Below are 13713 nucleotides of genomic sequence, written 5' to 3'. Positions count from 1 at the left end.
GCGGGGTCTGGTGCGTGCAGATGCAAGGCGGAGGAGGGAGTCAACGCGGAGCGTTGGCGACCGACGACAACGCCGCAGATGTGCGTGCCAGACCCCGCGAGCCCGGCATGATCCAGACGGGAGGCCCTAGGTCTGCGGAGGGTTGCCCGGATCCTGCGGCCGGGTGCCGAACTCGTCCCGCGCCCTGTCCTGGGCGGTGTCGACCTGCTTCTGGTACTTGTTCCCGGTGCGCTGGTCGACGTAGTCGCCGCCCTTGTCGATGCCCTTGTCGGCCATGCCCTCATGGCCCTTGAGCATGCTCTTGATCTTGTCCATGAAGGACATGGCAGTCCTCCTCGTCGCTTGGGACTTGCCCTCTCAGGGTCACCGGACCGGGCCCGCCTCGCATCTCGGGGCGAACAGCGCGGCCAGCCGCCGGTAGGAGTCCAGCAGCGCCGCACGATCGTGGCCGCTGGTGGTGACCAGGACCTCCGCGGCGCCGGTCTCCTTCACCACCGTCTCCAGCTCGTGGGCCACCTCGTCCGCGGTGCCCGCGAGCTGCCCGGCCAGCTGGGACTCGTACACCTCCCGCTCCCGCGCGGTCATCACCCGGGACTCGATCTCCGCGGCCGGGGCGAGCGGCGGGAAGGTGCCGTGGGTGCGGGCGTACGCCATCGACCAGGCCTCCGGGAGCAGCAGCCGCCGTGCCGCCTCCCGGGTGCCGGCGACCGCGACCGTCCCGGAGATCACCACGTACGGCTCGGCCGCCCAGCGCGAGGGGCGGAACGCGGCGCGGTACCGCTCGACGCCGCGCAGCAGCTTCGTCCGGTCGCGCAGGTCCCCGATGACCAGGGGCAGCCCCGCGGCGGCCGCGATCGCCGCGCCCTCGCCGACGGCCAGCACGAAGGGCGGCACCGTCAGGCCCTCCGCGGGACGGGCGTGCACCCCGGTCGGCGAGGACCCGGTGAACCAGTCGAGCAGCTCGGCGAGCTGGCCCGCGAAGTCCTCCGCGTCGCCCTTGTCCCGGCCGAGCGCCCGGCGCACACCGTCCGTGAAGCCCACCGAGCGCCCCAGGCCCATGTCGATCCGGCCGGGGAACAGCGACTCCAGCACCCCGAACTGCTCGGCGACCACCAGCGGCCGGTGGTTGGGCAGCATCACCCCGCCGGTGCCGACCCGGATGGTCGCGGTGGCTGCGGCCACGGCGGCGGCCAGCACGGTGGGCGCGGAGCCGGCGACACCGGGCACCCCGTGGTGCTCGGAGACCCAGAACCGGTGGTAGCCGAGTGCCTCCGCCTCCCGCGCCAGCGCCACGGTGTCCCGCAGCGCCTCGGCGGGCGGCCGGCCCCGGCGGGTGCGGGAACGGTCGAGGACGGAGAACCGGGTACGGGCGATCACTGAACTGCTCACGAACGGTTCAACGTCCTGACGGTCCGCGGATTCCCGGTCGGCCGGTTCCCGGCCCGCGCGCCGCCGTCGCTGGCTAGGGTCGTGCCGTGACCGAAAGCAGCGCCCGGCCGATCGCCGTGTTCGACCTCGACAACACCCTGGCGGACACCGCCCACCGGCAGCACTTCCTGCGAACCCGGCCCAAGGACTGGGACGGGTTCTTCGCGGCCGCGCCCGCGGACCCGCCGCTCGCCGAGGGCGTCGCCCTGGCCGTGCGCAGCGCCCGGGACTGCGAGATCGTCTATCTCACCGGCCGCCCGGAGCGGTACCGCCAGGACACCCTGGACTGGCTCGCCGCGCACGGACTGCCCGAGGGGGACCTGCACATGCGGGGCGACGCCGACCGCAGGCCCGCCCGGTTCACCAAGCTGGCCACGCTGCGCCGGCTCGGCCGGGGCCGTGCGGTGCGCTTCCTCGTGGACGACGACGAGCTGGTGTGCGACGACGCCGAGCGCGCCGGATTCCCCGTGGTGCGGGCCCGTTGGGCCGAACAGTCCCAGGCGCTGCGGGAGGCCCAGGAGCAGGAGGGGCGTACCTGACGGGCGGGGTTCAGTCGCCGTCCTCGATGCGGAAGCCCACCTTCAGGCCCACCTGGTAGTGCTCGATCCGCCCGTTCTCCAGCTGGCCGCGGACCTGTGTCACCTCGAACCAGTCGAGGTTGCGCAGGGTCTGTCCGGCGCGGTCGATGCCGTTGCGGATGGCCTGGTCGACGCCCTCGTGCGAGGTGCCGACGATCTCGGTGACCCGGTAGGTGTGGTTCGTCATGGGGGCTCCTTGGGCCGGTGGACACGCCGTACTCCACCGTGCCGCATCCCGGCCCGCTCCGCACGGCGTCGCCTTCGTAACCATCGGTAGCCCTTGACCTCCGCATTGGTCCATACCAAAATCCACCCACACCCGCACGAGCGTTCCCGCTCGTCCCCCCACGTCGGGCCCCCACCCCTGTGCAACGCGCCATGCCAGACAGAACAGGACCCCTCGTGAGACGTCGTCTGCTCCCCCTCGTCTGTGTCACCGGTACGCTCGTGAGCGCCTGCGGGACGCTTCCCGGCACGCAACCGCGCGAGACCGTGACCGTGTGGCTGATGAAGGGCAGCGCCTCGGCGGACTTCATCAAGCGCTTCACCGCGGACTTCGAAAGCACCCACAAGGACCTGCGCCTGGACGTCCGCACCCAGGACTGGACCGGCATCGTGGCGAAGGTCCGCAAGGCGCTCGCGGACACCTCCGGCGACGCCCCCGACGTCATCGAGGTCGGCAACACCCAGGTGCCGCTGTACGCCGACGGGGGCCGGCTCGCCGACCTGACCCTGGAGTCGATGCGCGACTGGGGCAAGGACAAGTGGCTGCCGGGCCTGGCCGAGCCCGGCAAGGAGGGCAACCAGCAGTACGGCATCCCCTGGTACGCGGCCAACCGGGTGGTCATCTACCGCAAGGACCTGTTCGAGCAGGCCGGCATCGCCCGCCCGCCGCGCACCCGGGAGGAATGGCTCGCCGACACCGAGAAGCTGAACTCCGGCGACACCCAGGGCATCTACCTGGCCGGTCAGGACTGGTACACGCTCTCCGGCTTCATCTGGGACGAGGGCGGCGACCTCGCCCGGAAGGTCGACGACTACCAGTGGAAGGGTGCCCTGGACACTCCGGAGGCGCTGCGCGGCATGGACTTCTACCGCCGGCTCCAGTCGCTCGGCGACGGACCGAAGGACGCCGACGAGGAACACCCGCCCCAGGCCGGCGCGTTCGCCGGTGGCAAGGTCGCGCAGATCATCGCCGTACCCGGGCTCGCCCAGGCGATCCTGGAGCAGAACCCCGGTCTGAAGGGCAAGCTGGGATTCTTCCCGGTGCCCGGCCCGACCGCCGCCCGGCCCGGCGCCGTGTTCACCGGCGGCTCCGACCTCGTCGTCCCGCAGCACACCAAGGACCAGTTCGCCGCGACCGCCGTGGTCGGGGCGCTGACCGGCGCCAAGTGGGACACCGAACTCGCCCGCACCATGAACTACGTGCCCAACAAGACCACACTGGCCGGGGCCGTCTCGGGCGAGGAGGGGGTCGCCGCCATGGCCGTCGGCGCGGCGCACGGCCGGGCGACCCCCAACACCCCTCAGTGGGCGGACGTCGAGGCCGACAACCCGATCAAGCAGTACATGAGCCGGGTGCTGAACGGGGCCGATCCGGCGACGGAGGCCCGCCGTGCCTCACGGAAGATCACCGAGGAACTCACCCCGGATCTGTGAGCCCTCACCGGACCACGCTCAGCGACAGCGCGAACCGCTCCTGGCCGTCGGTCCACCAGTGCGTCAACTCCATCCCGGCATCCGCGAGTTCCCGGACCACGCCTTCCTTGCGGAACTTGGCCGACACCTCGGTGCGCAGCTCCTCGCCCGCGGCGAACTCCACGGCGAGGTCCAGCGCGGGCACCTTCACGGTCTGCGCGGTACGCGAGCGCAGCCGCATCTCGATCCACTCGCTGCGAGCGTCCCACAGCGCCACGTGGTCGAAGGCGTCCGGGTCGAAGTCGGCGCCGAGTTCGCGGTTGACGACGTTCAGCACGTTCTTGTCGAACGCGGCCGTCACGCCGGCCGAGTCGTCGTACGCCCGGACGAGGACCCGCTCGTCCTTGACCAGGTCGGTGCCGAGCAGCAGCCCGTCGCCGGGGGCGAGCAGGGCCCGCACCGAGGCGAGGAAGGCGGCGCGTTCGGCGGGCAGCAGATTGCCGATCGTGCCGCCGAGGAACGCCACCAGCCGGGGCCCCGGCGTGCGGGGCAGGTCGAGCGGGGCGGTGAAGTCGGCGATCAGCGCGTGCACGTCGAGGCCCGGGTGCTCGGCGATGATCGCCTCGCCGGCCTGGACGAGGGCGCTCTCGCTGACGTCGACCGGGACGTACGCCGCGAGCGAGGTGAGCGCGCCGAGCAGATGGCGCGTCTTCTCCGAGGAGCCCGAGCCCAGCTCGACCAGGGTCCGGGCGCCGCTGGCGGCGGCGATCTCCCCTGACCGGGCGGCCAGGATCTCCCGCTCGGCCCGGGTGGGGTAGTACTCGGGCAACCCCGTGATCTCGTCGAAGAGTTCGCTGCCCCGGGCGTCGTAGAACCACTTCGGCGGCAGCCACTTCGGTTCGGCGGTCAGACCACGGCGTACATCGGCGCGCAGCGCCGCGTCCGTGGCGTCCTCGGGGAGGGTGCGGGTGACATGCAGGGGGCTCACGTGCAGGGCTCCTTCGATGGTACGGCGGCCGGATCGTCCGCCGGGGCGAGCAGCACGCCGGTGCTGTCCGCGGTGAGCACGGTGCGGTCGGGGACCTCCCGCCACAGCGGGTCGTCGTCGTACGGCTCGGAAGCGACGACCGTGCCCCGGCCGGGCTCCGTGCGGTACCAGAGGCTGTCGCCCCAGGCGGTGGCGGCGATGGTGGTGCCGTCCGTCAGCAGCAGGTTCAGCCGGGAGGCCGGGGCGGCCCGAGCGACCTCGCGGACCGCCCCGCACAGGGCCCGTTCCGGGTCGTCCCCGGCGCGCAGCCGGTGCCGCACCAGGGCCCACACGAACGCCGAGTCGGTGCGCGCCGGCAGCGACAGCAGGTCGACCGGCGGCAGCGTGGGCACCAGTGGCGCCGCCGCGTCGGGCCAGCCCGGTACCGCCCCGTTGTGGCTGAACAGCCAGCGCCCGGAGGCGAACGGCGCCGCCGCGGCCTCCGCGTCCGCGCCCGCCAGGGTGGCGTCCCGGACGGCGGCGAGCACCGCGGTCGAGCGCACCACCCGGGCCAGGTCGGCGAAGGACAGGTCGGCCCAGATCGGCCCGGCCCGCCGGTAGCGGGCGGGCGCGGGGTCCCCGGGGGCGTACCAGCCGACCCCGAACCCGTCGGCGTTGACGGTGCCGTACCGCTGCCGGCGCGGCGCCCACGACTGCCGCAGCAGGCTGTGCGCGGGCGTCACCAGCAGGTCTTCCAGGGACGACTCGGGGCCCACGTAAGCGAGGTGACGGCACATCAGACGGCCTCCGAGCGGGCGGTGCGGAAGCCGGAGAAGATCTGCCGCCGGATCGGGTAGTCCCAGTTGCGGAACGTCCCCCGGCAGGCCACCGGGTCCACGGCGAACGAACCTCCGCGCAGCACCTTGTACTCGGGACCGAAGAACACCTCCGAGTACTCCTTGTACGGGAACGCCCGGAACCCCGGGTACGGCAGGAAGTCGCTCGCCGTCCACTCCCACACGTCACCGATCAACTGCCGTACGCCGTGCGGCGACTCACCCGCCGGGTAGCTGCCGGCCGGGGCGGGCCCCAGGTGCCGCTGACCCAGGTTGGCGTGGTGCGGTGCCGGGTCGGCGTCGCCCCAGGGGTAGCGCCGGGAGCGGCCGGTGGCCGGGTCGTGCCGGGCGGCCTTCTCCCACTCCGCCTCGGTGGGCAGCCGGCGCCCGGCCCAGCGGGCGTAGGCGTCGGCCTCGTACCAGCACACGTGCAGCACCGGTTCGTCCGGCGGTACCGCCTCGGTGGTGCCGAAGCGGCGGCGCAGCCAGCGGTCGCCGTCGCGCCGCCAGAACAGCGGGGCGGTGATGCCGTGCCGCCGGATGTGCGCCCAGCCCTCCGGGGCCCACCAGCGCTCGGTGTCGTAGCCGCCGTCCTCGATGAACGCCTGGTACGCGCGGTTCGTCACCGGCGTGGTGTCGATCCGGAAGGGCGCCACCTCCCGGACGTGCGCCGGGCGTTCGTTGTCCAGTGCCCACGGCTCGCCTGAAGTGCCCATGGTGAACGGGCCGCCGGGTATCAGGACCTCGGCCGGACCGGTGAACGGCGGGCCCGGTTCCGGGTCCGGCGCGGTGAGCACCGCCGGACCGGTGCGCAGCTGATGGGTGATCAGCATCGTCTCGTCGTGCTGCTGTTCGTGCTGCGCGATCATTCCGAAGGCGAACCCGGCCTCGGTCAGCCGGTTGCCGTGGAAGTCGGCGCCCGCCAGCAGGTCCAGCGCCCGGCCGCGGACCTCGGCCGCGTAGCGCCGGGCCTCCGCGGGCGGCAGCAGCGGCAGCGAGGGCCGCTTGGCACGCGGATGCTCGAAGGCGTCGTAGAGGCTGTCGATCTCCGGGCGCATCGCCTCCCGGCCGCCGACGTTCCGCAGCAGCCACAGCTCCTCCTGGTTGCCGATGTGCGCGAGGTCCCACACCAGCGGGGACATCAACGGCGAGTGCTGCGCGGTCAGTTCGGGTTCGTCGACGCACGTGGTGAGCAAGGTGGTGCGGTCCCGGGCCGTGGTCAGCGAGGCCAGCGCGCGCTCGCGCAGGGCCTCGGTGTCCCACTGAGCTGTCGTGGTGTCGGTCTCGGGGGCGGTCATGTCGGGATGTCCTTCCTGCCGCGGGCGGTTCGGCCGCCCCCGGCCGGGGAGATGCGCGTGCCGGGCAGCGCGTCCAGCAGGTCGTCGGCCGGGCAGCGGCCCCGGGCCACATGGCGCTCCAGGTACCCGGCGACGGCGTCCGTCACCTCGGCGGTGGCGCCGAGCCGGGGCAGGGCGTCCAGCGCCGCCGCGAAACACACGGCGGCCACCTCGCGCAGCTCCGGGTCGGCGAGCCCCCGCCGGGCAGCGTCGGTCCACAGCGGGTTGTGCGGTGCGGGCAGGTTACGGGCCCGCTCCGCCAGCGTCTTCACGCTCCGGTAGGCGGTCTCGGCGGCCATCGGGTCGTCGAAGAGCGCCGCCGTCACCGCGAGCGGCACGATCCAGCCGTCCTCGCCGGGCTGTGCGTCGATCATCCGCAGCTCCAGATGACCGCGCGGCCTGACCGGCGGGAAGAGGGTGGTGAGGTGGTAGTCCAGATCCGCCCGGGTGGGCGGCCGGGGCCGTCGCGAGCGCGTCCACTCGCGGAAGGTCAGCCGCTCGGGCACCTCCCACGGTCCGCTGTCCCGGCGCACGCACATCACCGGGGAGTCCAGCACGTGCCGGGCCCACGCGGCCCGCGGCTCCTCGTGCAGCGGGGGCGCTCCCGCGCGGCCCGCGCCGATCTCCATCCACATCAGCTGCCGGGTGGACAGCCAGCCCGTCGGCAGCCCGCCGACCAGCGGGGAGTTGGCGAACGCGGCCACCAGGACCGCGCCCAGCTGGTGCGCCAGCCACCAGCGCCGCCCGTGCCCCAGCGGGCCCGGCTCCTCGTGGCCCGCGTCGACGCAGACCTGGACGGAGGCGGAGGCGCGCATCATGTGGCGGCCGGCCGGGCCGGTGCGGTCCAGGCACGCCTCCATCGCGTCGTAGCGCGGCTCGCGCAGGAACCGGCGCGGCAGACGGAAGGGGTCGTGGCCGATGCCGACGAGGTCGAGCCCGTCCCCGGCGAGGACGGTGCGCACGGCGGCCAGGTCGGCGCGGACGGTCCGGACGCACTCCATCAGGGAGGCGGCGGGCGGCGAGCTCAGCTCCAGCTGACCGCCGGGCTCCACGGTGAGCGCCGAACCGAGGGGCACGGCCCGCAGCGCGGCGTAGGCCGCGGCAAGCCGTTCGGGTGTCACGGGGCGCTGTGGCGCACCCCGCTCGTGGACGAGCCATTCCAGCTCCACACCGAGGGTGCGGGGCGGTCCGGTCTTGAAGCAGATGCCCTGGACCAGGGCGTCCACCTCGGCCTCGGTGACGGCGGTACGGTCCTCCGTACAGTCACCACCGTCGGTGATCGCATCGGACATGTCGGGATCCTCCTGAGATTCCACCATGCCGCCGGTCCGGTGTTCGATGAGCCGGGCCGGCACTCGTCCCACCCAAGACCCTTGTGCCGGTTCGCACAAGACCGCCGTTCCGGGCGTTCTTCGACCGTTCGCCTCCGTGACCGCCCGTGGTCACGGCGGGCTTCGTGAGCGGGAAACTCCGTTGCACCGCATACCAGCATCACCCAGGATGACCGCATGAGCACGACGGGGGAGACCGCGCGGGCCGCGGTCATGGCGCCCACGGGGGTGGCGCCATGAGCGCGCGCCTGCGCGGGATCGCCGCGCAGACGCAGGAGATCGTGGCGGCGGGTCGCTACCGGGCCCCGGACGGCCGGGAGGTGCCGCTCGCGGCGGCCGTCGAGGCCGCCAGGGCCGGCACCCGGATGTACGGCCCCGGGCCGGTCCCGGTGCCGCCCGCGCCCGGCACCGCACTGTTCGTCGAGGTCACCGGCGAGAGCAGCACGGAGGCGGCCCGCAGACTGGCCGGTGCCCCGGTGGCCGTACTGAACTTCGCCTCCGCGCGGAACCCCGGCGGCGGCTACCTCAACGGCGCCCAGGCCCAGGAGGAGGCCCTGTGCCGCGCCTCCGCGCTGTACACCTGCCTGCTGGAGGCCCGGGAGTTCTACGAGCACCACCGCGCGGACCGTGACCCGCTCTACTCCGACCGGGTGATCCACACCCCGGCGGTGCCCGTCTTCCGCGACGACCGGGGGCGGCTGCTGGCCGAGCCCCACCTCGTGGGCTTCCTGACCGCCGCCGCTCCCAACGCGGGTGTGCTGCGGCGCCGGAGCCCCGAGCGCGCCGCCGAGATCCCGGCCGCCCTCGCCACGCGGGCCGAACGGGTCCTGGAGACCGCCGCCGCCCACGGCTACCGGCGCCTGGTCCTCGGCGCCTGGGGCTGCGGCGTCTTCCAGAACGATCCGGCCCAGGTCGCGGAAGCCTTCCGTGCGCTGCTCGGTCCCGGGGGCCGGTTCGCGGGGACCTTCGAGCACGTGGTCTTCGGCGTGCTCGACCGGACACCGGGGGCAACGGTGCGGGAGGCCTTCGCACGGGCCTTCCCGCGCGCCGGCGGCTGAGCCCGGGGTACCGGGCCTCGGCCTTCGTGCGGATGTCTGCGCGCGGGCGGCTGAGCGCCGGGTGCCGGGCCCGGGCGTCGAACCCGCGTTCCGCAGGAGGGCGGCCGGGCGCCGCCTCGGCCTGGTGCCTCGCGCGCGGGCGGCTGAGCGCCGAGGGCCGGCGCCGTGTTCAGGTCCAGCCGTACCGCTCGTGCAGCCGTTGCCGGACGAGGTTGAACCGCATCCGGTCCAGGGCGCACGCCTCCCTGCGCATCCCGTCCTCGTGCAGCCGCAGCACCCGGTCCACGTCCACCCAGGAGTCGCGCCCCGAGCGGTCCCACGGCCCGCTGCCGATCGCCACCCACTCCCGGTCGCGGTCGTGCCGCTTGCTGGAGAGCTGGACGGCCAGCAGGGTGCCCGCCGCCTCCCGGGCGACGACCAGCACCGGGCGGTCCTTGCCGCGCCCGTCGTTCTCCTCGAACGGCACCCAGGTCCAGACGATCTCGCCGGGGTCCGGATCGCCGTCGCAGGCAGGGGAGTACTCGGTCCGCACCCGGCCGACCTCGCGCGGGTCGGCCTCGGCGGTGGCGTGCGGGCCGTGACGGCCGGGGACGTTCTCATCGGTGTGGGTGTACGTGCTCACGGGGGCACCCTAGCCCGCCGTCAAATTCCCTGTCGCGGCCCCTGGTTGGCTCGCTTCGACGGTCGGGGTGGTCCGGGCGATTGACATGGCTGGGACACGCTCCCATCATGGGAGCGCTCCCAAGCCCCGCCCGCCGTCGCCTCGCCGACGGTCGGCGCGGTCGCTGCACGCCGCACGTTCCCCGTTCACCGTCCGGCTCCGCGGCGTGGCCCCGGGCCGGCGCTCACCCGGGAGGAACACCCCCATGCTGTTCCGCAGGAGACGACCGGACGGGCCGCGTCGCCCGCTCGCCGTCGCGGCCTCGGCGGCCCTGGCCGTGGCGGCCGCGGTGCTGCCGCTCGCCACGCCCGCCGCCGCGGCCGACCCGGCCGACACCACGGTCACGGTCAACGCGAGCGCGGGCCTGGGCACCGTCAGCCCGACCGCGCTCGGCGCCAACACCGCCATCTGGGACGCGAACATGAACGACCCGGAGGTGGCCTCCCTCTACCGGGCCGCGGGGATCGGCGCGCTGCGCTACCCGGGCGGCTCCTACGCCGACATCTACCACTGGGTCGACAACACCGCGCCCGGCGGTTACGTCGCCCCGGGCACCGACTTCGACGCCTTCATGGGCACCGTCAAGGCCACCGGCGCCCAGCCGATCCTGATCGCCAACTACGGTTCCGGGACGGCCAAGGAGGCCGCGGACTGGGTCCGGTACGCCAACGTCACCAAGGGCTACGGCGCCAAGTACTGGGAGATCGGCAACGAGATCTACGGCAACGGCGTCTACGGCAGCGGCTGGGAGAACGACACCCACGCCGACAAGACCCCTGACCAGTACGCCCGGGAGGTCGAGGCCTACGCCAAGGCCATGAAGGCGGTCGACCCGACCGTCAAGATCGGCGCGGTGCTCACCATGCCCGGCAACTGGCCCGACGGTTCGGTGGCCACCGGGGACACCGGCGACTGGAACCACACCGTGCTCGCCGCGGTCGCCCACGACATCGACTTCGTGAGCGTGCACTGGTACCCCAACACCAGCACCGGCACGCAGTCGCTGGCCGCCGTGCGGCAGTTGCCCGGCGAACTGCGCGAGGTGCGCAACCTGGTGAACCACTACGCGGGCGCCGACTCCGCGCGGATCGGTATCGCGATGACCGAGGTGAACTCCAACTCCGGCGGCGGCGCCTTCACCAGCAGGCCCAACGGCCTCTTCGCCGCGGAGGCCATGATCACGGCGATGGAGAACGGCGTCTTCACCGTGGACTGGTGGGACACCCACAACGGCGCGGGCGGCATCACCACCGTGGGCGGTGAGACCGACTACGGCGACATGGGCATGCTGTCCAACGGCAGTTGCACCGGCGGCGTCTGCGAGCCGGCGGTCAACACCCCGTTCGCGCCGTACTACGGCATCAAGACGCTCGGCGCCCTCAGCGACCCCGGCGACACCATGGTGGCCTCCGGCACGTCCGGTCCCGAGGTCTCCTCGCACGCGGTGCTCCGGGCCGACGGCGACCTGAGCGTGCTGCTGCTGAACCAGAGCACCACCACCGAGCACACCGTGGACCTGCGCTACCTGGGCTTCACCGCCGGCTCCGCCGCCCCGCGGGTGCAGCGCTGGGCGCCCGGTGACGACGACCTGGTCGACGTGACCGGCACCGCCACCGCCGACTCGGTCACCCTGGCGCCCTCCTCCGTCACGGTGCTGACGACGCATCCGAAGAGCGGCACCGGCTCCTCCGCCGCCACCGTCGGCGCTCCCGGCACACCGCAGACCACCTCGGTCGGCGCGAGCAGCGTCACCCTGAGCTGGCCGGCCGCCGACGGAGCGGTGGACCGCTACGAGGTCTACGAGCAGCTCGGCACCGGCCTCCAGCTGCTCGGTTCGTCCACCGGCACCTCCGCCACGATCCGCAATCTGCCGGCCGGCTCCCGGCACACGGTCAACGTGCTGGCCCGGGACAAGGCGGGACACCTCTCCCGGCCCTCCGTACCGCTGACCTTCACCACCGGTACGCCGGACGACAGCACCTGCACCGTCTCGTACCAGGTGACCTCCGGCTGGGGCAACGGCTTCGTCTCCGACGTGGTGGTGAGCAACGTCGGCCCGGCCGACATCGACGGCTGGACGCTGACCTTCGACTGGCCATCGGCCGGCCAGTCCGTCTCCTCGTGGTGGAACGCCGACGTCACGAGCGACGGGCAGCACGTCCACGTGACCAGCACCGAGAACAACGCCCGGCTCGCGCCGAACGGCGGCAACTCCGCGGAGTTCGGCTTCGTGGGCGCCAACGACGGCGCCAACCCCGCTCCGACGGCCTTCACCCTCAACGGAACGGTCTGCCGGACGATCTCCTGAGCACGGAGCCCTGGGTGGGGGCGACCCCACCCAGGGCGGGACTCGCGGTCGCGGAGCCCTCCGGGCTCAGACGGTGAGGACGATCTTGCCGCGGGTGCGTCCGGACTGGCTCAGCCGCCAGGCCTCGGCCGCCTCCGCCAGCGGCAGGGCCTTCTCCACGTGGACCGTGAGCTTGCCCGCGTCCGCGAGCTGGGCCAGGGCCGTCAGGTCGGCGGACGACGGGCGCACCCACACGTACTGGCCGCCCGCGTCGAGCGCGGCCTCGCCGTCGGCGATCGAGGCGACACGGCCCGGCCGCCGCAGCAACGGCAGCGACTGCCGGACCGCGCCGTCCCCGACGAAGTCGAGCACCGCGTCGACGCCCTCGGGAGCGAGCTCCCGCACGCGGTCGACGAGCCCCTCGCCGTAGGTGACCGGCTCCGCGCCGAGCGAGCGCAGGAACTCGTGGTTGCGCTCGCTCGCCGTGCCGATGACGCGCGCGCCGCGGGCGACGGCGATCTGCACCCCGAGCGAGCCGACCCCGCCGGCCGCGGCGTGCACGAGCACCACGTCGCCCCGGTCGATGCCAAGACGCTCGATCGACTGGTACGCGGTGAGCCCGGCGAGCGGGACACCCGCCGCCTCCTCCCAGCTCAGCGACGCGGGCTTCTTCGCGAGGGTGCGCACGGGCGCCGACACGAGTTCGGCGTAAGCGCCGTTCTGCGCCCAGTCCTTGCGGATGTAGCCGTAGACCTCGTCGCCCACGGCGAACTCCGTGGCGTCGAAGCCGACCCGCTCCACCACGCCCGCGACGTCCCAGCCGGGGATCAGCGGGAAACGGGCCTCCATCACGGCGTCCAGCATGCCGGCGCCGAGCTTCCAGTCGACCGGGTTGACCCCGGCCGCCTTCACCCGGATCAGCACCTCGCCGGGCGCCACCTTGGGTTCGGGCAGCTCCACGAGCCGCAGATCGTCGGGGGATCCGTACGTGTCGAGTGCGATGGCCTTCATGTCACCGGTCAACTCCCGAGCGGACGGGATCATTCCAGGCGGTGGGAACGGCGTGGGGCCCGATGGGCGCGGGGGCGGGTCAGGCCGGAGGTTCGTCCGGCCGGGCCGTGATGCCGAGGCCGGGACGGCGGGTGTGGACGGTGAGGTACGTCAGACCCTCGTCGCCGGCGGTGATGCCGCGGGTGGAGCCGTGGGGCAGCCACACCAGGGCGCCCTCGGCGACCGGGCACGGCGACCCGCCGGTGCCCGCGCCGAGGACGCCGGACCCGGCGACGACCAGGAGCAGGACGTCCAGCCGCGCCTCCGTGTGCGCCGCGATCCGCCCGCCGGGGGCGAGCCGCACCACGTTGGCGTCCAGCTGGCGCCCGCCTTCGGCGAGTTTCCACAGCACCCCGGACGGAAGCGGCGGCTTCGACGCCAGTGCCCGGGCGTCGCACAGGACCCGCGGAACCGGTTCCGCCTGCTGCGCCGGTCCGTCGCCGGCGGCGGACGATGACGTCATCTGCACCCCTCGCTGTCTGTCGTCTCCGAAGCTCAACGTACAATTACTACACGTTGGATTTGTGAAAAATACACGCAGG

Annotated in this window: 14 protein-coding genes; 4 read left to right on the top strand and 10 right to left on the bottom strand. The window is 73.5% G+C overall.

The genetic code is table 11. The annotated features are described in order from the left end of the window. Positions 1–126 precede the first annotated feature (126 nt). A complete protein-coding gene (locus HZZ00_RS22960) occupies positions 127–324 on the bottom strand; it encodes an antitoxin (RefSeq protein WP_180328218.1) in 198 nt (65 codons plus the stop codon). 39 nt (positions 325–363) lie between these two features. Continuing rightward, the gene (locus HZZ00_RS22955) at positions 364–1389 is read right to left on the bottom strand and encodes an MsnO8 family LLM class oxidoreductase (protein WP_180328217.1); all 1026 of its coding nucleotides are present in this window, start codon (positions 1387–1389) and stop codon (positions 364–366) included. Positions 1390–1475: 86 nt separating this feature from the next. On the opposite strand from HZZ00_RS22955, the gene HZZ00_RS22950 reads away from it, so the two are divergent. Beyond that, complete coding sequence (locus HZZ00_RS22950) at positions 1476–1967, top strand: hypothetical protein (RefSeq protein ID WP_180328216.1); 492 nt, start codon at positions 1476–1478, stop codon at positions 1965–1967. 10 nt (positions 1968–1977) lie between these two features. Here HZZ00_RS22950 and HZZ00_RS22945 read toward each other — a convergent pair whose 3' ends face one another. Beyond that, the gene (locus HZZ00_RS22945) at positions 1978–2193 is read right to left on the bottom strand and encodes a dodecin (RefSeq protein ID WP_070022582.1); all 216 of its coding nucleotides are present in this window, start codon (positions 2191–2193) and stop codon (positions 1978–1980) included. A gap of 215 nt (positions 2194–2408) precedes the next feature. Between HZZ00_RS22945 and HZZ00_RS22940 the strand changes: the two genes are divergently transcribed. Then, a complete protein-coding gene (locus HZZ00_RS22940) occupies positions 2409–3665 on the top strand; it encodes an extracellular solute-binding protein (RefSeq protein WP_180328215.1) in 1257 nt (418 codons plus the stop codon). 4 nt (positions 3666–3669) lie between these two features. Here HZZ00_RS22940 and egtD read toward each other — a convergent pair whose 3' ends face one another. From egtD to egtA, 4 genes are read right to left on the bottom strand one after another with little or no spacing between them, the layout of a single operon-like run. Continuing rightward, positions 3670–4632 (bottom strand): L-histidine N(alpha)-methyltransferase, encoded by a 963-nt coding sequence (gene egtD / locus HZZ00_RS22935; RefSeq protein ID WP_180328214.1) that lies wholly within the window; start codon positions 4630–4632, stop codon positions 3670–3672. Beyond that, the gene (gene egtC, locus HZZ00_RS22930; RefSeq protein ID WP_180328213.1) at positions 4629–5408 is read right to left on the bottom strand and encodes an ergothioneine biosynthesis protein EgtC; all 780 of its coding nucleotides are present in this window, start codon (positions 5406–5408) and stop codon (positions 4629–4631) included. The genes egtD and egtC overlap by 4 nt, the downstream gene beginning before the upstream one ends. Next, a complete protein-coding gene (gene egtB / locus HZZ00_RS22925) occupies positions 5408–6745 on the bottom strand; it encodes an ergothioneine biosynthesis protein EgtB (RefSeq protein WP_180328212.1) in 1338 nt (445 codons plus the stop codon). Before egtB ends, egtC begins: the two co-directional genes overlap by 1 nt. After that, entirely contained in the window at positions 6742–8076 is a 1335-nt protein-coding gene (gene egtA, locus HZZ00_RS22920) for an ergothioneine biosynthesis glutamate--cysteine ligase EgtA (RefSeq protein ID WP_180328211.1), read from the bottom strand. The genes egtB and egtA overlap by 4 nt, the downstream gene beginning before the upstream one ends. A gap of 275 nt (positions 8077–8351) precedes the next feature. Here egtA and HZZ00_RS22915 point away from each other — a divergent pair, with 275 nt between their 5' ends. After that, a complete protein-coding gene (locus tag HZZ00_RS22915; protein ID WP_180328210.1) occupies positions 8352–9173 on the top strand; it encodes a TIGR02452 family protein in 822 nt (273 codons plus the stop codon). A 169-nt stretch (positions 9174–9342) separates the two neighbouring features. On the opposite strand, the gene HZZ00_RS22910 is transcribed toward HZZ00_RS22915, so the two are convergent. Then, positions 9343–9795 carry a type II toxin-antitoxin system PemK/MazF family toxin gene (locus HZZ00_RS22910; RefSeq protein ID WP_180328209.1) on the bottom strand — a complete coding sequence of 151 codons (453 nt, stop codon included), beginning with the start codon at positions 9793–9795 and terminating at the stop codon, positions 9343–9345. A 244-nt stretch (positions 9796–10039) separates the two neighbouring features. On the opposite strand from HZZ00_RS22910, the gene HZZ00_RS22905 reads away from it, so the two are divergent. After that, a complete protein-coding gene (locus HZZ00_RS22905) occupies positions 10040–12142 on the top strand; it encodes a cellulose binding domain-containing protein (protein WP_180328208.1) in 2103 nt (700 codons plus the stop codon). Positions 12143–12208: 66 nt separating this feature from the next. Here HZZ00_RS22905 and HZZ00_RS22900 read toward each other — a convergent pair whose 3' ends face one another. Then, on the bottom strand, positions 12209–13132 hold the full coding sequence (locus HZZ00_RS22900; protein ID WP_180328207.1) for an NADP-dependent oxidoreductase: 924 nt from the start codon (positions 13130–13132) through the stop codon (positions 12209–12211). A gap of 79 nt (positions 13133–13211) precedes the next feature. Beyond that, entirely contained in the window at positions 13212–13634 is a 423-nt protein-coding gene (locus HZZ00_RS22895; protein ID WP_180328206.1) for a hypothetical protein, read from the bottom strand. Positions 13635–13713 lie beyond the last annotated feature (79 nt).

The organism is Streptomyces sp. NEAU-sy36 (assembly GCF_013423905.1).
Taxonomy (GTDB): Bacteria; Actinomycetota; Actinomycetes; order Streptomycetales; family Streptomycetaceae; genus Streptomyces; species Streptomyces misionensis.
The sequence above is the reverse complement of the archived record's forward strand: the minus strand, read 5'-3'. Positions and strand labels throughout refer to the sequence as shown.

What these genes read in the sequence shown, in the direction of transcription:
- HZZ00_RS22960 (WP_180328218.1), bottom strand. Translation starts at nt 324, where the DNA reads ATGTCCTTCATGGACAAGATCAAGAGCATGCTCAAGGGCCATGAGGGC.
- HZZ00_RS22945 (WP_070022582.1), bottom strand. Translation starts at nt 2,193, where the DNA reads ATGACGAACCACACCTACCGGGTCACCGAGATCGTCGGCACCTCGCAC.
- egtC (WP_180328213.1), bottom strand. Translation starts at nt 5,408, where the DNA reads ATGTGCCGTCACCTCGCTTACGTGGGCCCCGAGTCGTCCCTGGAAGAC.
- egtB (WP_180328212.1), bottom strand. Translation starts at nt 6,745, where the DNA reads ATGACCGCCCCCGAGACCGACACCACGACAGCTCAGTGGGACACCGAG.
- egtA (WP_180328211.1), bottom strand. Translation starts at nt 8,076, where the DNA reads ATGTCCGATGCGATCACCGACGGTGGTGACTGTACGGAGGACCGTACC.
- HZZ00_RS22915 (WP_180328210.1), top strand. Translation starts at nt 8,352, where the DNA reads ATGAGCGCGCGCCTGCGCGGGATCGCCGCGCAGACGCAGGAGATCGTG.
- HZZ00_RS22905 (WP_180328208.1), top strand. Translation starts at nt 10,040, where the DNA reads ATGCTGTTCCGCAGGAGACGACCGGACGGGCCGCGTCGCCCGCTCGCC.
- HZZ00_RS22900 (WP_180328207.1), bottom strand. Translation starts at nt 13,132, where the DNA reads ATGAAGGCCATCGCACTCGACACGTACGGATCCCCCGACGATCTGCGG.
- HZZ00_RS22895 (WP_180328206.1), bottom strand. Translation starts at nt 13,634, where the DNA reads ATGACGTCATCGTCCGCCGCCGGCGACGGACCGGCGCAGCAGGCGGAA.